Source organism: Pantoea sp. X-Soil-MYKO-1289 (assembly GCF_059730625.1).
Genome location: NZ_AP036004.1, coordinates 2,206,222 through 2,224,926, shown reverse-complemented (window position 1 = coordinate 2,224,926; position 18,705 = coordinate 2,206,222). Strand labels below are relative to the sequence as shown.

The 18,705-nt window shown below is 62.0% G+C and carries 18 protein-coding genes; 9 read left to right on the top strand and 9 right to left on the bottom strand.

All coding sequences use genetic code 11. The features are described from left to right. Window positions 1-103: 103 nt before the first annotated feature. From sapF to sapC, 3 genes are read right to left on the bottom strand one after another with little or no spacing between them, the layout of a single operon-like run. The gene (gene sapF, locus AC6I7Z_RS10745) at window positions 104-907 is read right to left on the bottom strand and encodes a putrescine export ABC transporter ATP-binding protein SapF (RefSeq protein WP_048786201.1); all 804 of its coding nucleotides are present in this window, start codon (window positions 905-907) and stop codon (window positions 104-106) included. After that, entirely contained in the window at window positions 908-1,903 is a 996-nt protein-coding gene (sapD, locus tag AC6I7Z_RS10740) for a putrescine export ABC transporter ATP-binding protein SapD (RefSeq protein WP_103795928.1), read from the bottom strand. Next, the gene (gene sapC / locus AC6I7Z_RS10735) at window positions 1,903-2,793 is read right to left on the bottom strand and encodes a putrescine export ABC transporter permease SapC (protein WP_497814204.1); all 891 of its coding nucleotides are present in this window, start codon (window positions 2,791-2,793) and stop codon (window positions 1,903-1,905) included. The genes sapD and sapC overlap by 1 nt, the downstream gene beginning before the upstream one ends. Window positions 2,794-3,190: 397 nt before the next feature. Between sapC and AC6I7Z_RS10730 the strand changes: the two genes are divergently transcribed. From AC6I7Z_RS10730 to arnF, 9 genes are all read left to right on the top strand, one after another. After that, a complete protein-coding gene (locus AC6I7Z_RS10730; RefSeq protein WP_497814203.1) occupies window positions 3,191-3,400 on the top strand; it encodes a YdgH/BhsA/McbA-like domain containing protein in 210 nt (69 codons plus the stop codon). 103 nt (window positions 3,401-3,503) lie between these two features. Next, window positions 3,504-3,908, top strand: a complete 405-nt coding sequence (locus AC6I7Z_RS10725) for a cupin domain-containing protein (protein ID WP_497814202.1) — start codon at window positions 3,504-3,506, stop codon at window positions 3,906-3,908. Between the two features lie 792 nt (window positions 3,909-4,700). Then, window positions 4,701-5,840: a UDP-4-amino-4-deoxy-L-arabinose aminotransferase gene (arnB, locus tag AC6I7Z_RS10720; protein WP_497815429.1), complete on the top strand. Its 1,140-nt coding sequence runs from the start codon at window positions 4,701-4,703 to the stop codon at window positions 5,838-5,840. A 1-nt stretch (window position 5,841) separates the two neighbouring features. Continuing rightward, window positions 5,842-6,828 (top strand): undecaprenyl-phosphate 4-deoxy-4-formamido-L-arabinose transferase, encoded by a 987-nt coding sequence (gene arnC, locus AC6I7Z_RS10715; protein WP_033746882.1) that lies wholly within the window; start codon window positions 5,842-5,844, stop codon window positions 6,826-6,828. Beyond that, window positions 6,825-8,804, top strand: a complete 1,980-nt coding sequence (gene arnA, locus AC6I7Z_RS10710) for a bifunctional UDP-4-amino-4-deoxy-L-arabinose formyltransferase/UDP-glucuronic acid oxidase ArnA (RefSeq protein ID WP_497814201.1) — start codon at window positions 6,825-6,827, stop codon at window positions 8,802-8,804. The genes arnC and arnA overlap by 4 nt, the downstream gene beginning before the upstream one ends. Next, window positions 8,801-9,685, top strand: coding sequence for a 4-deoxy-4-formamido-L-arabinose-phosphoundecaprenol deformylase (arnD, locus tag AC6I7Z_RS10705; protein ID WP_497814200.1), 885 nt, complete (start codon window positions 8,801-8,803; stop codon window positions 9,683-9,685). Before arnA ends, arnD begins: the two co-directional genes overlap by 4 nt. 33 nt (window positions 9,686-9,718) lie before the next feature. Next, the gene (gene arnT / locus AC6I7Z_RS10700; protein ID WP_497815428.1) at window positions 9,719-11,380 is read left to right on the top strand and encodes a lipid IV(A) 4-amino-4-deoxy-L-arabinosyltransferase; all 1,662 of its coding nucleotides are present in this window, start codon (window positions 9,719-9,721) and stop codon (window positions 11,378-11,380) included. After that, the gene (gene arnE, locus AC6I7Z_RS10695) at window positions 11,377-11,709 is read left to right on the top strand and encodes a 4-amino-4-deoxy-L-arabinose-phosphoundecaprenol flippase subunit ArnE (RefSeq protein WP_497814199.1); all 333 of its coding nucleotides are present in this window, start codon (window positions 11,377-11,379) and stop codon (window positions 11,707-11,709) included. The genes arnT and arnE overlap by 4 nt, the downstream gene beginning before the upstream one ends. Next, the gene (gene arnF, locus AC6I7Z_RS10690) at window positions 11,706-12,089 is read left to right on the top strand and encodes a 4-amino-4-deoxy-L-arabinose-phosphoundecaprenol flippase subunit ArnF (protein WP_497814198.1); all 384 of its coding nucleotides are present in this window, start codon (window positions 11,706-11,708) and stop codon (window positions 12,087-12,089) included. Before arnE ends, arnF begins: the two co-directional genes overlap by 4 nt. On the opposite strand, the gene AC6I7Z_RS10685 is transcribed toward arnF, so the two are convergent. From AC6I7Z_RS10685 to AC6I7Z_RS10660, 6 genes are all read right to left on the bottom strand, one after another. Continuing rightward, the gene (locus tag AC6I7Z_RS10685; RefSeq protein ID WP_497814197.1) at window positions 12,084-13,571 is read right to left on the bottom strand and encodes a sensor domain-containing diguanylate cyclase; all 1,488 of its coding nucleotides are present in this window, start codon (window positions 13,569-13,571) and stop codon (window positions 12,084-12,086) included. The two genes, arnF and AC6I7Z_RS10685, sit on opposite strands and share 6 nt — an antisense overlap. Before the next feature lie 198 nt (window positions 13,572-13,769). Next, the gene (locus tag AC6I7Z_RS10680) at window positions 13,770-15,266 is read right to left on the bottom strand and encodes an HAL/PAL/TAL family ammonia-lyase (protein WP_497814196.1); all 1,497 of its coding nucleotides are present in this window, start codon (window positions 15,264-15,266) and stop codon (window positions 13,770-13,772) included. Continuing rightward, entirely contained in the window at window positions 15,263-16,057 is a 795-nt protein-coding gene (locus AC6I7Z_RS10675) for an ABC transporter ATP-binding protein (RefSeq protein ID WP_497814195.1), read from the bottom strand. The genes AC6I7Z_RS10680 and AC6I7Z_RS10675 overlap by 4 nt, the downstream gene beginning before the upstream one ends. A gap of 1 nt (window position 16,058) precedes the next feature. Beyond that, a complete protein-coding gene (locus AC6I7Z_RS10670) occupies window positions 16,059-16,787 on the bottom strand; it encodes an ABC transporter permease (protein ID WP_497814194.1) in 729 nt (242 codons plus the stop codon). Window positions 16,788-16,798: 11 nt separating this feature from the next. Next, window positions 16,799-17,518 carry an ABC transporter permease gene (locus AC6I7Z_RS10665; protein ID WP_497814193.1) on the bottom strand — a complete coding sequence of 240 codons (720 nt, stop codon included), beginning with the start codon at window positions 17,516-17,518 and terminating at the stop codon, window positions 16,799-16,801. A gap of 12 nt (window positions 17,519-17,530) precedes the next feature. Beyond that, window positions 17,531-18,382, bottom strand: a complete 852-nt coding sequence (locus tag AC6I7Z_RS10660) for a transporter substrate-binding domain-containing protein (RefSeq protein WP_497814192.1) — start codon at window positions 18,380-18,382, stop codon at window positions 17,531-17,533. Between the last annotated feature and the right edge of the window lie 323 nt (window positions 18,383-18,705).

Below are 18,705 nucleotides of genomic sequence, written 5' to 3'. Positions count from 1 at the left end.
GGTCATTGTTGTTGGCGGCCGCATTGGTTAAAAAACAGGCGACCGCATTAATCGACGTGCGGATTCTAGCACGTCTCAGGCAAATGGGGTAAACCAACCTGATTCAGGCCTCGCGGCGCCAGGCTTCCGCCGTCAGCGCTTCGCCGAAGTGGCTCGAAATCAGCCGCTTAGTCAGATCGTGCAGCGGTGAAGCCAGCACGTCGGCGGTGCCGCCGCGCTCCACCACTTCCCCCTGATGCATTACCAGCACCTGATCGCTGATGTGCTTCATCATGCCGAGATGCTGCGTCACATAAATATAGGTGATGCCGTGTTGCTCCTGCAGCTCCAGCATCAGATTCACCAGCTGCGAGCGCATCGTCATATCGAGCGAGGCGAGGGCTTCGTCGGCGATAATCACTTTCGGCTGCAGGATCAGCGCGCGCGCCAGGCCGAGGCGCTGCTTCTGGCCCGGCGCCAGCATATGGGGATAGTAGCCGGCGTGGTCGCGCAGCAATCCCACCTGGCGCAGCGTAGCGATAATGCGCTTCTCGCGCGCCTCCGGCGTCAAATCGCTGTTGAGGCGCAGCGGCAGGTCGAGGATCTGGCTGACGCGCTGGCGCGGGTTGAGCGAGGTAGAGGGATCCTGAAAAATCATGCGGATGCGCTGGCTGCGGTAGCCGTAGTCGCCGAATTCAAGCGGATGATCGTTAATCAGGATTTCGCCGCTGCTCGGCGCCACCATGCCGCTCAGCATTTTCGCCAGCGTTGATTTGCCGGAGCCGTTCTCGCCGATGATCGCCAGCGTCTGCTTCTCACGCAGAATAAAACTCACCGATTTCACCGCCTCGACGTGCTGGCGGCGAAAGAGGCCGGTGCGATAGCGGAAGGTTTTGCTCAGATTGCGCACTTCAAGCAGCGTCTCCATCTACTGCTCCTCCATATTCAGCGGAAAGTGGCAGGCGAAAAGATGCGTTTTGCTGCCGCTCAGGCGCGGCGTTTCCACGCATTTGCGCTGCGCGTATGGGCAGCGCGGGCCAAGCCGACAGCCGATCGGCAGGCTCTCCAGCGACGGTATCGCGCCGGAGAGGGTGTTCAGGCGGCTTTTGTGCGGCAGCGCGCGGCCGAAATCGGGCATCGCGCGGATCAGCGCCTGCGTATAAGGATGGTGCGGCGTCGCGATCAGATCGTCGCTGCCCGCCGTTTCAACGGTCTGCCCGCAGTACATCACGTTAATGCGGTCCGCCCACTGGCTCATGGTGCGCAGATCGTGGCTAATCAGCAGAATGGTGGTGTTGTTGTTCTGGTTGAGGCGACTCAGCAGGCGGAAAATCTGCGCCTGGGTGGTCGGCTCCATGGCGTTAGTAGGTTCGTCGGCGATCAGCAGGCGCGGCTGGTTGGCCAGCGCGATGGCGATCATCACCTTCTGGCACTCGCCTTCGGTCAGCTCATAGGGAAAGCTGCGCATGATATCTTTATGATCTTTGATGCCGACGCGGTGCAGCAGCTCGATGGCGCGGGTTTTGCGCCAGAACCAGAAGCGCCCCATCCACGCACCTTTATAGGTCCAGCGCGGAATCGCCTGCATCAGCTGGCGGCCGATACGCTCCGAAGGATCGAGACAGGACTGCGGCTCCTGAAAAATCATTGAGACGTTGTGACCGACGATGCGGCGACGCTCGCGCGGCGACAGGCGCAGCAGGTCGATATCGTCAAATACCATGCGATCGGCGGTGACGCGCCAGTTATCCTTGGTCACGCCGCAGATCGCCTTTGCCACCAGACTTTTGCCCGAGCCCGATTCGCCCACTAACCCGCGGACTTCCCCTTCCATCAGCGTCAGGTTGATGCGGTCCACCGCCTTGACGGGACCGTCGGCGGTCATAAATTCAATGGTCAGATTACGAATATCGAGTAACGGCATTATTCCACTCCCGCCTCAACAGCGCGGCGGATACCGTCGCCCAGCAGGTTAACGATTAAGACGCTGATCATCAGCGCGGCGCCCGGCAGCATCACCGTCCAGGGGGCGACGTAAACCAGCTCCAGCGAATCGCCAAGCATCGCGCCCCATTCGGGCGAGGGCAGCTGCGCGCCGAGATCGAGAAAGCCGAGCGCGGCGATATCCAGAATCGCCAGCGACAGCGAGCGCGTCACTTCGCTGATCAGCATCGGCAGCACGTTGGGCAAAATCGCATGGCGCAGGATATCGATATTGCTGGCGCCGTCGAGGCGCGCCGCCACCACATACTCTTTTTCCAGCTCGTCATGCACCGCGCTATAGGTGGCGCGCACCAGACGCGGCAACAGCGCCAGCCATATCGCCAGCAGCGCGTGCTCAAGGCGCGGGCCGAGAAAGGCCACCACGATAATCGCCAGCAGCAGCGTGGGGATAGACAGCAGGGTATCCAGCACGTGATTCATAACGGCCGAGCGCAAACCGTGCGTAATGCCCGCCAGCACGCCGAGCGCCAGCCCGCACAGCGTGGCGAAGAGCGTGACCATAATCGCCGAACCCACGGTCGGCGCCACGCCGCTCAGCAGGCGGCTTAACACGTCGCGTCCCAAATCGTCGGTGCCGAGGAAAAACGAGACGTCGCCGTAGCGCGACCAGGAGGGCGGCAGCAGCTGATAGCCGAGAAACTGCTGATCGATGCCGTAGGGCGCCAGCAGCCCGCCGAACAGGCAGAGAAACAGCAGGGCGCCAAAGCCGTACAGCCCAATCATGGCCGTGGTGTTGCGATAAAAATGGTGCCAGCTGCGGCGAAACGCGCCGGGCAGCCGTTTTTCGGCATAGACGTTATCGTAGGGCATGCGCAATCGCCTGAAGGGGAATCAGCGGGGTTTGCAGCGCTTTACATTTTTCACTCATATCAATGCGTTGCCTAAATTTTCAGCGTTAGGGCGTCGGGCTGCGGCGTCGTCGCGTCAGCATGACGAAGTCTGTAGGGGATTATCCGTCGATAACCCGCTTACAGGCAAGGAAAGGGCGGCAGCAATTTCGTGTCGGGCTGATGGAAGGCCATAATTTGCGCCGTTGAGCGGGGCGTCGCCCGGCGGGCAGGCGGGTAAAGTAACACTGAAAAGTCTTTCAATTTTTTTGTGGTTTAAAAGCAAATATGTCAGCTTTTAAACCGCATCACTCAGGCGCATGATGTCTACATCGAGGCAAAATGCCTCACCAACTGAAATAAACTTTAAGGAAATGACCATGAAAACCATCAAAACTTTCGTTGTAGTTGCTGCGCTCTCTTTCGTATCGTTCGGCAGCTTCGCTCAGAGCGTTACCGCTTCAGCCTCCACGCTCGACGCGGCAGAAGCGCAAATCGCCGCGCAGGCGCATCAGGCTGGCGCATCATACAAAATTACCGGGGCTCGATTTGATAACGGCGCCTACGTTTCAGCTGAACTGATTAAATAACGCTGTCGCAAAACCTGTTTCAGGGGCCGCTTAGTGCGGCCTTTGGCGTTTCTGGCGCGCCCTGTCCGCTACACTCTATTCAGACTAACGAACAGGAGAGACCATGACGGAGAAAAAAACCAACTCAGATCGGCGTCCGGCAGAGATCGCCCATCAACAGCTGTTACAGAGCGGCAGCGCCTGGAATGGCCAGCCCTATAAGGCTTATCCCGCGGGCAAACCGCAGATAACGGTGATGCGCATGTCGTTGCCCGCCCACAGCGAACTTCCCTGGCACACCCATCCCATGCCGAATAGCGCCTATGTGCTTTCCGGGCTTCTGACCATCGAAGACAGGCTCACCGGCGAACAATTTCATGCAGGCGCGGGAGAGGCGCTGAACGAAACGATCGACAGCGCGCACCGTGGCTACACCACCGACGAGCCGACTGAGTTAGTGATTTTCTATGCTGGCGTCGAAGGGCAGGAACTTTCTCAACCGCTGCCGGGAGAGGAAGCGGAGTTTTAGTCGCAACGTTCGCCTGCCGGTAACGCAGCGGGAGCGATATACCGCATTGCGCTGCCGGCAAGGGTGCTGACAATAGCTTTATCTTAAACAAAAGATAAACCATTGCTGTAATTCGGCGATAGCAGGGCGCTTAAAAGCGCGTTATTTTACGTGCCCGTCTGTTACAGAACCTGACTCGCAGCGTAAATTCGCGCCTGATTTTTCATGCGCGGAAATAATATCGAGCGGCTCGTCAAATCTGTTTATCTTTTCTATTTCTTTAACAGGCTGGCCGGTTATAACAGGTCTGGAAGAGATTTTGTTCGAGAGGCACATGATTTGGGAACGGAAGGGAAAAAGAGCGCGTTGTAAATATATCAAATTTAAGATGTTGATTTTTATTGTATTTTAATTGCATTTCTGCGCTAATTATTAGGCCCATAATAATCAATATCGATAACCGGCTTTAACTTTATTAGGTCATGAAGTTGATCTCGATCGCAGTCGATATAAACTCATATTGCATCGGTCGCGTTAAAATAATAAAACCGGCTGCGGCTGCACTATTTTCGCCATCCCTCTTTGTTGCTCTCGCCTTTTCTCTCACGCCAGATGAAAAAAAGCGCCAGCCTGATTAAGGCTGTCTTAAGGTTTCGCCAGCATTATTTTCTCAACCCCGTCATGAAGCAGGGCTGGCGAGATTCATCAAACTTACTTCAGAAGGAAACAATTCCTTCATATTTGTAAGATTTATTTCTTCAGGCGGCGCTTACGCATTTATTTATTTCGAACATCTGGAACGGATGGGATTTTATTATGTCATTTCTCCCTTTTTCGCGGCCTTCGTTGGGTGAAGAGGAGCTGGCGGCGGTCAAAGCGGTGTTTGAATCCGGATGGATTACCACCGGTCCGCAAAATGCGGCGCTGGAACAGGCGTTTTGTCAGCTCACCGGCAATCAGCACGCCATCGCGGTCAGCTCAGCCACGGCGGGAATGCACGTTACGCTGCTGGCGCTCGGTATTCAGCCTGGCGATGAGGTGATAACGCCGTCGCTGACCTGGGTCTCCACGCTTAATATCATTACGCTGCTGGGCGCGACGCCGGTGATGATCGACATCGATCGCGACACGCTGATGGTGACGCCCGAACAGATTGAGGCCGCCATCACGCCGCGCACCCGCGCCATCATTCCGGTGCACTACGCCGGCGCGCCGGCGGATGTGGACGCGATTCATGCCCTCGGCGCGCGCTATGGCATTCCGGTCATCGAAGATGGCGCGCACGCCGCGGGCTGCTATTACCGGGGACGCCATATCGGCAGCGCAGGCACCGCGATTTTCTCCTTTCACGCCATTAAAAATATGACCTGCGCCGAAGGCGGGCTGATTGTCACGGACGACGCGCAGCTGGCGGATCGCATGCGCAGCCTGAAGTTTCACGGGCTGGGGGTCGACGCCTACGATCGCCATACCCACGGCCGCAAGCCGCAGGCGGAAGTGGTGATGCCCGGCTTTAAGTACAACCTGCCCGATATCAGCGCGGCCATTGCGCTGACGCAGCTGAAAAAGCTCGCCGATTTTAATACGCGCCGCACCGCCATCGCCCAGCGCTATCTGCGCGAACTGGCCGATACGCCGTTTCTGCCGCTGGCGCAGCCGGCCTGGCCGCATCAGCACGCCTGGCATCTGTTTATCATTCGCGTCGACGAGGCGGCGTGCGGCATCAGCCGCGATGCGCTGATGGAGGCGCTGAAGGCGCAGGATATCGGCACCGGCCTGCACTTCCGCGCCGCGCACACCCATAAATATTACCGCGACCGCTATCCGCAGCTCTCGCTGCCCAACACCGAATGGAACAGCGATCGCATCTGCTCTCTGCCGCTGTTCCCGGATATGCGCGATGAAGACGTCGCCCGCGTCGTCGGCGCGTTGCGTCAGCTGGCAGGAGGATGAGATGCAGGAAGAAAAAGCGATTCGCAAAGTGTCCGTGGTGATCCCGGTCTACAACGAAGAAGAGAGCCTGGCGGAGCTGGTGCGCCGTACCGACGCCGCCTGCGCCACGCTGGGGCTGGAGTATGAAATTCTGCTGGTGGACGACGGCAGCGCTGACCGCTCCGCCCAGATGATCGACGATGCCGCTGATATGCCCGGCAGCCATGTGGTTGGCGTCTTGCTGAACCGCAACTACGGCCAGCACTCGGCGATTATGGCCGGCTTCAGCCATGTTTCCGGCGATCTGATTATCACGCTGGATGCTGACCTGCAGAACCCGCCGGAGGAGATCCCGAACCTGGTGCGCGCGGCGCAGCAGGGCTATGACGTGGTTGGCACCGTGCGCCAGAATCGTCAGGACAGCTGGTTCCGCCGCCGCGCCTCGCGCGCCATCAACCACCTGATCCAGCGCGTCACCGGAAAAGCGATGGGGGATTATGGCTGTATGCTGCGCGCCTATCGCCGCCATATCGTCGATGCGATGCTGAACTGCCACGAGCGCAGCACCTTTATCCCCATCCTCGCCAACACCTTCGCGCGGCGCACCATCGAACTGCCGGTGACCCACGCCGAGCGCGAATTCGGCGACTCCAAATACAGCTTTATGAAGCTGATTAACCTGATGTACGACCTGGTGACCTGCCTGACCACCACGCCGCTGCGTCTGCTGAGCATCGTCGGCAGCCTGATTGCGCTGGCCGGCTTCGCCTTCTCGCTGGTGTTGATCGTGCTGCGCCTGTTTCTCGGCGCCAGCTGGGCGGGCGACGGCGTCTTTGTGCTGTTCGCCATCCTGTTTATCTTTGTCGGCGCGCAGTTTATCGGCATGGGGCTGCTCGGCGAATATATAGGGCGCATCTATAACGACGTGCGCGCGCGGCCTCGCTACTTCATTCAGCGTGTTATCCATCCCCAGCAAAAAGCCACTTCTGTACAGGAATCTGAGCAATGAAAACCATCGTCTTCGCCTACGCCGAAATGGGCTGTGCGGGCATCAGCGCGCTGCTGAACGCCGGGTATGAAATCAGCGCCATCTTCACCCATGCCGACACCTCGCCGGAAAGCCACGCCTTTCCCTCTGTAGCGCGCCTGGCGGCGGAGCAGGGTATTCCGGTTTACGCGCCGGAAGAGGCCAGCCATCCGCTGTGGGTCGACCGCATCAAAGCGATGCAGCCGGACTTTATCTTCTCGTTCTACTACCGCGCGCTGCTGAGCGACAGCATTCTCCGCACCGCCCGCGTGGGCGCCTTTAATCTGCATGGCTCGCTGCTGCCGAAATACCGCGGCCGCGCGCCGCTCAACTGGGTGCTGGTCAACGGCGAAACGGAAACCGGCGTCACGCTGCACCACATGGTGAAGCGCGCCGACGCGGGGGATATCGTGGCGCAGCAGCGCGTGGCGATCGATGCGCAGGACAACGCCCTGACGCTGCACCGCAAGCTGGTCGCCTGCGCCACCGAACTGCTGGAAGGGGCGCTGCCGGCGATGAAGCGCGGCGATATCGCCGCGCGGCCGCAGAACCACAGCGACGCGACCCTGGTCGGCCGCCGCACGCCGGAGGACGGACGCATCAACTGGGCGTGGCCGGCGCAGCGGGTGAACAACCTGGTGCGCGCCGTTACCGATCCCTGGCCTGGGGCTTTCGCCTTTGCCGGCACGCTGAAATTTGTGGTGTGGAAAGGGCGCGTGCACGCCGACGCGCCGGCGGCGAAGCCCGGCACGGTGCTGTCGGTCGATCCTTTTCTGATCGCCTGCGGCGACGGCGCGCTGGAGGTGTTGACCGGTCAGAGCGACAACGGCGTCTATATGAACGGCAGCCAGCTGGCGCAAAGCCTGGGCATGGTGCCGGGCGCGCTGCTCTATTCGCAGCCGGTTGCCGCGGTGAAGCGTCGCACCCGCGTATTGATCCTCGGCGTCAACGGCTTTATCGGCAACCACCTGACCGAACGTCTGCTGCAGGATGACAATTTCGAGGTATACGGGCTCGATATCGGCTCTGACGCCATCAGCCGCTTCCTTGACCAGCCGCGCTTCCATTTTGTTGAAGGCGATATCAGCATTCACTCCGAATGGATTGAATACCACATCAAGAAGTGCGACGTGGTGCTGCCGCTGGTGGCGATCGCCACGCCGATTGAGTACACCCGCAACCCGCTGCGCGTGTTCGAGCTCGACTTTGAAGAGAACCTGAAGATTATTCGCGACTGCGTGAAGTACAAAAAGCGCATCATCTTTCCGTCTACCTCCGAAGTCTACGGCATGTGTACTGACCACCACTTCGACGAGGATCACTCTAATCTGGTGGTCGGCCCGATCAACAAGCAGCGCTGGATCTACTCGGTGTCGAAACAGCTGCTGGACCGCGTCATCTGGGCCTACGGCGAAAAAGAGGGGCTGCGCTTTACGCTGTTCCGTCCCTTTAACTGGATGGGGCCGCGTCTCGATAACCTGAATGCCGCCCGTATCGGCAGCTCGCGCGCCATTACCCAGCTGATCCTTAACCTGGTGGAAGGCTCACCGATCAAGCTGATTGACGGCGGCGCGCAGAAGCGCTGCTTTACCGATATTCGCGACGGCATCGAAGCGCTGTTCCGCATTATTGAAAACAAAAACGGCAACTGCGACGGCCAGATCGTCAACATCGGCAATCCAGACAACGAGGCCAGCATCAAAGAGCTGGCGGAGCATCTGCTGGCGAGCTTCGAGCGCCATCCGCTGCGCGACCGCTTTCCGCCGTTCGCCGGTTTCCGCGAAGTGGAAAGCAGCAGCTACTACGGCAAAGGCTATCAGGACGTCGAGCACCGCAAGCCTTCGATCAAAAACGCGCGTCGTCTGCTGAACTGGACGCCAGCGGTGGAGATGGACACCACCATCGATAACACGCTCGATTTCTTCCTGCGCACCGTCGAGCTGCAGGAGAAGCCATGAAGAAAGTCGGGCTGCGCGTCGACGTCGACACCTGGCGAGGCACAAAGCTGGGCGTGCCGGCGCTGCTGGAGCAGTTCAGCCTGCATCAGCTGCAGGCGAGCTTCTTTTTCAGCGTCGGGCCGGACAACATGGGACGCCACCTGTGGCGTCTGATGAAGCCGCGCTTTTTATGGAAGATGCTGCGTTCGCGCGCGGCGTCGCTCTACGGCTGGGATATCCTGCTGGCGGGCACCGCCTGGCCGGGACGGGATATCGGGCGCGGGCTGGCTGACACCATTCGCGCGGCGGCGGAGCACCATGAAATCGGCCTGCACGCCTGGGATCACTTCGCCTGGCAAACCTGGGCGGGCGTCTGGCCGCAGGAAAAGCTGAATGATCAGATTGCGCGCGGCAAGACGGCGCTGGAGAGAATAATCGGTGACGTTGTCACTTGCTCCGCCGTGGCGGGCTGGCGCGCCGATACGCGGGTTGTCGCCGCTAAAGAGCCATTCGGCTTTCGCTATAACAGCGACTGCCGCGGCAGCGGGCCCTTTATCCCGCTGCTGGCTGACGGCAGCCCGGCGACGGTGCAAATCCCGGTGACCCTGCCCACCTGGGATGAGGTGGTCGGGCAGCAGGTGAGCGCGGCGGCCTTCAACGACTATATCCTCGCGCAGATGGCGGCCGCCAGCGGCGCGCCGGTTTACACCATTCATGCCGAGGTCGAAGGCATCGTGGGACTGCCTGCCTTCCGCGAGCTGTTGACGCGCGCCGAACGGATGGGCATTCGCTTTTGTCCGCTCAGCGAGCTGCTGCCTGAGGATCTCGCGACGCTGCCGCAGGGCAAAGTGGTACGCGGCGAGATCGCCGGGCGTGAAGGCTGGCTGGGCTGCCAGCGTTAACTCAAGACGGGACGCTTCTCTATGTGGACATCGATGCGCGCCGGGAAGAAAACGGCGCTGCTGCTGGCGCTTTTTGCCCTCTATTACCTGATTCCAGTTGAATTTCGCAGCCTGTGGCAGCCGGATGAAACCCGCTACGCCGAGATCAGCCGCGAAATGGTGGCGGGCGGCAGCTGGGTGGTGCCGCGCTTTTTCGGCCTGCGCTACTTTGAAAAACCGATCGCCGGCTACTGGGTCAACAATATCGGCCAGCTGCTGTTTGGCCACACCCTGTTTGGCGTGCGCGCGGGGGCGATCTTCAGCACCGCGCTGAGCGCGCTGCTGCTCTACTGGCTCGGCGCGCGGATGTTCGCCAGCCGCGCCGTCGCGCTCAGCGGCAGCGTGATATTCCTTACCTCGCTGCTGGTATACGGCATCGGCACCTACGCAGTGCTCGATCCCATTCTGCTGCTGTGGCTGGTGGCGGCGATGTGCAGCTACTGGCTGGCGACGCAGGCAAACGGCACGCGGCAGCGGCTGTGCGGCTATCTGCTGCTCGGCGTCGCCTGCGGCATGGGCTTTATGACCAAGGGCTTTCTGGCGCTGGCGGTGCCGGTGCTGGCGATCGCGCCCTGGGCCATCTGGCAACGTCGCTTCGGCGAACTGCTGCGCTGGGGGACGCTGACCGTCGCGACGGCGCTGGCGATTAGCGCGCCCTGGGCGCTGGCGATCGCGCGGCAGGAGGGGGATTTCTGGCACTACTTCTTTTGGGTCGAGCATATCCAGCGCTTCGCCGAGGCCGATGCCCAGCATAAAGCGCCGTTCTGGTACTACCTGCCGGTGGCGCTGGCGGGCTCGCTGCCCTGGCTGGCGCTGCTGCCCGGCGCGCTGGCTGCGGCGTGGCGGCAGCGCGGAGAGCATGCCGGCGCCGCCTATCTGTTGAGCTGGGTGCTGCTGCCGCTGCTGTTTTTCAGCATCGCTAAAGGCAAGCTGCCGACCTATATCCTGCCGTGCTTCGCGCCGCTGGCGCTGCTGATGGCGCGCTACGCCCACAGCGGCGGCGCGCGCCTCGGCAGGGTGTTCCGCATCAACGGCGGGATCAACCTGCTGTTCGGCCTGATTGCCGCCGCGGCGGTCGTGCTGTTTCTCGCGCCCTGGGGAGTGGCGCGCCATCCGCTCTACGCGTGCGACGAGACGCTGCGCGCGGCGGCGGCGGCGGCGGCCTTTGCCGGCTGGGGCGTCGCGGGCTGGCTGAGCCGGCGGCCGGGCGACTACCGCTGGCAGCTGGCGGCGCTCTGTCCGCTGGCGCTGGCGCTGCTGGTGGGGTACGCCATTCCGCAGAAGGTGCGCGACTCAAAGCAGCCGCTGAGCTTCGTCAGCGCGCTGCGCGAGCAACTGGCGGGCAGCCGCTATCTGCTGGCGGATAATCCGGGCGTCGCCTCGGCCATCGCCTGGACGCTGCGCCGCAGCGACATCACCCTCTACGACGCCAGAGGCGAAGTGCAGTATGGCCTGAGCTATCCCGATGCCCAGGCGCGCTACGTCGATGGCGCGGCCTTCGCCGACTGGCTGGCGGCGCATCGCCGCCACGGCCGTGTGTCGCTGGTCATCATGCTCAATTCAGGCGAGAAAGCGCCTGACGCGACGATGCCGACGCCGGACGAGAGATATCGGCAGGGGCGGCTGGTCTACTACGGCTACGACGAAAAACCATGAGCCTGCTGCTGATTGCGCTGGTGAGCCTGCTGAGCTGCCTCGCGCAGCTCTGCCAGAAGCAGGCGGCGACCCTCAGCGCGCGCCGCGGTAAACGCCGCCTGATGCTGTGGGCTGGCTTAAGCCTGCTGCTGCTGGGCGTCGCGATGCTGCTCTGGCTGTGGGTGCTGCAACGGGTGCCGGTCAGCGTCGCCTATCCGATGCTCAGCATTAACTTTGTGCTGGTGGCGCTCGCCGCGCGGCTGATCTGGCAGGAAAGCTACACGCTGCGACAGTGGCTCGGCACGCTGGCGATCGTGGCGGGCGTGGCGCTGATCGGGAGTCATCTGTGAGGGGCGTGATGCTGGCGATCGGTTCGGTGCTGCTGGTGACGCTGGCGCAGCTGACGCTGCGCCTGGCGATGCGCGATTTCCCGCCCATCGAGGCGTGGCTGAATCTCGACGGGATGCGCCACGCCAGGACGCTGCTGCTGCTCGCTGCCGGACTGGGCGCCTATGCGCTCTCCATGATCTGCTGGATGGTGGCGCTGCGCCATCTGCCGCTCAACCGGCTCTATCCGCTGCTGAGCCTGAGCTACGTGCTGGTATGGCTGACGGCGGTGCTGCTGCCGACATTCGGCGAGCCGTTTCGCTGGAGCGGCCTGGCGGGCATGCTGCTGATCGTGCTGGGGCTGCTGGCGATTGCCGTGCCGCCGCGCCGGAAAAAGCTATAACAGGCAGATGCCGTCCGTTCCGGCTATGCAGTTGCGTCCCGCTTTTTTCGCCATATAGAGCGCCTCGTCGGCGGCCAGCTTGAGAGAATCAGGCGAGTCGCCGGGCGGCGAAGCGCTGATACCGGCGCTCAGGGTGACGATTTTATCGGGCAGATCGCTCGCCTCATGGGGCAGCGCCGCGCGGCGAATCGCCTCCAGCGCGCGGTGAGCGACATTTTCAGCGTCGCGGGCGTGGGTGCCCGGCAGAATAATGGCGAACTCTTCGCCGCCGTAGCGCGTGACCCGGTCGGTGCCGCGCAGCGGCAGGTGTTTAAGCACCGCCGCCACCTCCTGCAGGCAGCGATCGCCGGCGATATGGCCATACTCATCGTTGTAGCGTTTGAAAAAATCGACGTCGAACATAATCAGCGAGACGGGCGAGGCAGCGCCTTTCAGGCTCTTTTCCAGATAAAAATCGAACTGCCGCCGGTTGCCCAGACCGGTCAGGCCATCCAGCATCGCCAGATCGCTCAGCGTGCCGTTGAGCCGCGTCAGCTCATCCTGCGAGCGCATCAGCGCCTGCTGGCTGCGCTGGTTGGCGCGCAGCTGACGCAGCACCAGATAGCCGAACAGCAGCACCAGCAGCCAGGTGAAAATATTCACGCCGATGCCGGTGATATTGCTCTTCCACCAGGCGTGCCGGATCGCCCGGGTTTCATAGCCGACCGCCACCACCAGCGGATAGCGCTCCAGCCGGGCGTAGCCGAAAAGACGCTCCTCGCCGTCCAGGCGGCTGTCCCAGGTGGCGCTGCCGATGCGCGACTGGCTCAGCAGGCGGGTAAACAGCGGGCTGGAAGAGAGGCTGCGGTTGAGCATGCTGTCGGGAAAAGGGCGGGCGTAAAGCAAGACACCGTCGGTGTTCATCAGCGCCAGCAGATCGCCCGGGCTCTGTTCATACCAGCCGTAAAACTGGCGGAAAAAAGCGACTTTTACCGAGCCGAGCGCCACGCCGCGAAAATTGCCCGCCGCGTCGTTGAGGCGCAGCGAAACCGGGATCACCAGCTCGTCGGCGCTGCGGCTGCGGATCACATGGCCGATATGCGCGCCCGTATCGGCATGGTCGCGGTGCCAGATAAAGGACTCGCGGTCGGCGTTATTCATCTGTTTAAACTGCATGTCGCGCGAGGTGGCCAGCCAGTTGCCCTCTTTGTCATAAACAAAGAGTCCGGCCAGCTGCGGCAGCGGCAGCGAGAGTCCGGCGAGAATGCCGTTTCTGCCGCTGTAAGCCTCGGGACGGTTAAACACCTCGTCTCCCTGGCGGGCGATCTCATCCAGCGCGATATTGACCTGCAGAAAGGTGTCCTGCGCCTGGCGGGAGAGCGAAAGCGACTGGTTGCGCGCCTGCACCGAGACATCCTGCAGCCGGTTTTGCCATGACTGCCAGAGCGCCCAGCTGCACGCCGTCACGATAAAAACGCTGATAAAAAGCAGAAACAGCAGCACAAAGCGCTCTGTTTTCCTGGCGCGGGGCAAGGGCAAAAGTCTCTCTCCGGTAAAACAACGGGTTATCTGTAAAGGTAGCAGTAAAAAGCGGACCTGGCGGCGGGCGGCGAGCTGGCGCGTCGGAGAAGCGCAGCGGCAAAGCGGACCGCGCCGCGGCGGGATGGCGCCCGCCGGGCGTAGAGAGTCCGCTTCAGGGCATTAAGGCTGGTTAAAATCGGGCGCGCTTTTCAGTACCCTGACCGCCTGGGCAATATCGGGCGCCAGCCAGCGATCCTGCTGCCAGTTGGCCACTACCGCCCGCAGGCGGTGCAGTGCCTGCCGCGTGCCCGAGGCGAGCGCCGCGTCGCCGTGAAAATCGAGCGCCTGGGCGGCGAGCAGATACTCGATAGCCAGAATATGCCAGACATTTTCCAGCAGCTTCAGCAGTTTGAGCGCCGCGCCGGTGCCCAGGCTAAGGTGATCCTCCTGCAAGCCAGAGGTGACATAGTTATCCAGCACCGCAGGCTGCGCCAGCTGGCGATTCTCCGCGCAGAGCGACGCCGCCACATACTGCGCGATCATCATGCCGGAGTTAACGCCTGGCTGCGCCACCAGAAAGGGCGGCAGGCCGCTCACCAGCGGATTGACCAGCCGGTCGAGCCGCCGCTCGGCGATGCTGCCGATCTCCGCCATGGCGATCGCCAGCAGATCCGCCGCCATCGCCACCGACTCGCCGTGCGGGTTGGCCTGCGACACCACGCGCCAGCTGTCCGGCGTGCCGAGCACCAGCGGGTTGTCGGTGCAGGCGTTAAGCTCGGTCTCGATCTGGCGCGCGGCGTGCGCGAACTGATCGCGGCTGGCGCCGTGTACCTGCGGCATCGAGCGCAGGCTGAGCGCGTCCTGCGTGCGCACGCCGACGCTGGCCGCCAGCAGCGGACTGTCGCCCAGCAGCTGACGCAGCCGCTGGCCGCTGATCTGCATGCCGGGACTCGCCTTCAGCGCCAGCACCTCGGGGTCGAACGCCGCCAGCTGGCCGCGCAGCGCCTCGAAGCTCATCGCGCCGGTGACGTCCGCCCGGTTCAGCAGGCGCGCGGCATCGTCCAGTGCCAGGCAGGCGAGACCGGTCATGCAGGGCGTGCCGTTCACCAGGCTCAGCCCCTCTTTGGCGCCGGGACGCCAGGGCGTCAGGCCAGCCAGCGCGAGCGCCTGCGCGGCGGGCATGCGCTGGTTTTGATACTCCACCTCGCCGACGCCGATCAGCGCCAGACCGATATGCGCCATATGGCTCAGATAGCCGACCGATCCCTGCGACGGCACCTGCGGCGTAATCTGATGATTCAGCAGCGCCAGCATATGCTGCACCAGCCCGATCGATACGCCCGATTTGCCGTGGCTGTAATTGGCGATCGCCGCGCACAGGATGGCGCGCGCCTGCTCGCGCGTCAGCAGCGGGCCGACGCCGCAGGCGTGGCTCAGCAGGGTATTGCGCGACAGCTGGCTGAGCTGCTCGTCCGCCAGCGTGATATTGCACAGCGCGCCGAGGCCGGTGTTGACGCCGTAGGCGATCTGCCCGCTGGCGACGATCTTATCGACAATGGCGCGCCCCTGGGCGATACGCTGCCAGGCGCCAGCGCTTAAACTTAACTCCGCATCGTGCCGCGCCACCGCGACCAGATCCTGCCACCGCAGCGGCCCGTCGCCCCAGACCAGGGTCATGACGGCTGCCCCGCGCCGTGGTGGCTGGAGATAAACTGCTTAAAGCGCTGCGAGCCCTGCTGGCCGAACATCGCTTCGGGTTCGCCCTGACAGTCGATGGTGCCCTGATGCATAAACACCACGCGGTTGGAGACGTTGCGCGCGAAGCCCATTTCGTGCGTCACCACCAGCATGGTGCGTCCCTCTTCGGCCAGGCTGCGCATCACTTTCAGCACCTCGCCCACCAGTTCGGGATCGAGCGCGGAGGTCGGCTCGTCGAACAGCATCACCTCAGGATCCATCGCCAGCGCGCGGGCGATCGCCACGCGCTGCTGCTGACCGCCGGAGAGCTGCGCCGGATAGAAATCTTTGCGGTTAAGCAGGCCGACGCGGTCCAGCAGCTGCTCCGCCTGAGCGATGCAGCTTTTTTTGTCGCGCTTCAGCACGTAGTGCGGCCCTTCAATGACGTTTTGCAGCACCGTCATGTGCGACCAGAGATTAAAGCTCTGAAACACCATGCCGAGGCGTGAGCGCAGGCGCTCGATCTGCCGGGGATTGGCCGCCAGCTGGTGGCCGCGCGCATGGCGCTTCATCTCGATGGTTTCGCCGCCGACGCTGACCACGCCGGCGTCGGGCGTCTCCAGCAGGTTAATGCAGCGCAGCAGGGTGCTTTTTCCCGAGCCGCTGGCGCCGAGAATCGAAATAACGTCGCCTTTGTGCGCCTGCAGTGAAATGCCTTTCAGAACTTCCATGGCGCCGAAGGATTTATGAATATCCGTGGCGGTCAGGGTAACGGGGGATGTGGAATGCATATTACTCTCCGACAAGCGGTTTAACGGCGGACAACGGCTTTTTTGCCGTGCGATGCACCGGGGTCAGACGACGTTCCAGCAGCGCGTAGAGCTGGACGATAATAAAGTTCAGCAGCAGGTAGATCGCCGCGGCGCAGAGGAACACCTCCATGGTGCGGTAGGTGCGCTGGATGATTTGCTGCGCCACGCCCGTCACGTCCCAGACGGTGACGAGGCTGGCCAGCGCGGTGGATTTCACCAGCAGAATCGCCTCGGTGGAGTAGGCGGGCAGCGCATAGCGCAGCATCACCGGCGCGATAATGCGGCGCAGCAGCAGCCAGCGCGACATGCCGCAGGCGAGGCCGGCTTCGACCTGGCCGGCGGGCACGGCGAGCAGCGCGCCGCGCAGGATCTCCGCCGTATAGGCTGCGGTACAGAGCGACAGCGCCAGCACCGCGCAAATAAACGGCTCGCGCAGGAACGGCCAGACGAAGCTGTGGCGGATCACGCCGAACTGCCCAAGCCCGTAGTAGATAAGGAAGAGCTGGATCATCAGCGGCGAGCCGCGAAACACCAGAATGTAGCCGCGCGCGAAGCCGCTCAGCAGCCGCCAGCGGCTCATGCGCAGCGCCAGAATGCCGATCGCCAGCACGCCGCCGCAGAGAAAGGCGCTGATAAACAGGCCGAGAGTCACCGGCAGGGCGGCGCTGAGCTTAAGAAAGGTGTCGGAGAGAAAGGCGAAGTCAATCATGCTGCTGCTCCTTAATGCTGCGCCGCGGTGCGGCTTTGCCACGCGCGTCCGAGACGCGACTCCGCCCGACGAAACGCCTGATTAGACAGCAGCGTCAGCACCAGATAGCAGGCGCCGCCGACCAGGTAAAAGGTGAAGTAATCGCGCGTGGAACCGGCGGCGACCTGGCTGGCGCGCATCAGTTCGACGATGCCGGTCACCGAGACCAGCGCCGAATCCTTCAGGCTCATCTGCCAGACGTTCGACATGCCGGGCAGGGCGTAGCGCACCACCTGCGGCAGCAGAATGCGCTGCGCGATGCGCCAGCGCGGCATGCCGATCGCCACCGCCGCTTCCACTTCGCCTTTGGCCAGCGCCAGGCGCGCCGCGCGATAGACTTCCCCCTGATAGGAGCCGGAGATGAGTCCGATCGCCAGCGCGCCGATCAGGAACGGCGGCGCCTCGATAAAGCCGTCCGCGCCGAACAGCTGGCCCACCAGCGTAATCAACCCGGAGCCGCCGAAATAGAACAGGTAGATCACCAGCAGTTCCGGAATGCCGCGGAACACCACCGAATAGCTCTCGCCCAGCCAGCGCAGCCAGCGCTGGGGGGAGAGTTTGGCGGCCGCCACGCCGGAGCCGACCACGGCGCCGATGACTAGCGCCGCCAGCGACAGCAGCAGCGTGGTGCAGGCGGCGCTCAGGATCAGTCGGCCCCAGCCGTCCGGGCCAAAACTCAGCAGGCTCATCATCTTTTACCTCTCTTACGGGGTGACGTCGGTTTTAAACCATTTTTCACTCAGCTTTTTCACCGTGCCGTCAGCCAGCGCGGCATGAATCGCTTCGTCGAGTTTGGCTTTGAGATCGTTGTCGGCCATGCGCACGCCCATCGCTTCGCCTTCGCCCCAGATCGGACCGCCCAGCTGCGGCCCGCTGAAACTCAGGTTGGCGTTCTCTTTGCGCGCCAGCATCGACTGGGCGAAGGTGACATCATCGAACACCGCGTCGATGCGGCCCGATTGCAGATCGAGAATGGCGTCCGCCGACGAAGTGTATTCCCGCACGTCGGCGTCGCCTTTGAAGTATTTATCGATAAAGGGGGTGTAAACGGTGCCGGAGGCGATGCCGATGGTTTTGCCTTTCAGCGCCGCTTTGAGCGGGGCGATCGCCGCGTTGATGGCGGCCTCATCGTCGTGCAGCTTAATGATTTGGCTGTCGGCCGGCAGCAGCGGGTTATCTTTGCTGGTAATAAAGGTGGCGGGCGTAGAGGCGTACGGCGTGGTGAAGTTGACCACTTTTTTACGATCGGGCGTAATCACGATCGCATCCATGATCACATCATATTTGCCGGCATTGAGTCCGGCGATCATGCCGTCCCAGTTCTGCACCACCAGCTTGCACTGAACGCCCATTCGCTTGCAGAGGTCTTCCATGAGTTCAGGTTCAAAACCGCCCAGCTTGCCGCCCGGCAGCGTCAGGTTCCAGGGTTCATAGCTTCCCTCGGTCGCTATGGTGATCGATTTCCACTCTTTGGCCTGCGCGGCCGCGCCGCTCAACATCAGCGTGGCGAAAAGGGTGGTGAGGCAAAAAAGGCGTACGGGTGCGCGTTGCGTCATGCGGCTTCTCCTGGTGAGTAATCGATTCAGGCCATCTCATGGTGAAATCTGTGCAAATGACATTTCATGTATATACAAGTAAATTCGTTCTGGCACATCGTTGATTTGCCCAGATTGTGAGCATCACTTGATAAAATTTTGTTAAATGCAGAACAGAATTAACTTGTACATACAAGTAGCAAAAGTTGTGCCAGCAAACAGGCAGGCGAAACCGGTAAAACAGGCGCAAAAGCTGGGGGTCAATGCCGCGCTTCTGCACGGAAAAAGCGCACCGCGCATGAAAAAGGTGCAAAAGAGGTGCGGCGGAAGGTCATGCGAGCCGC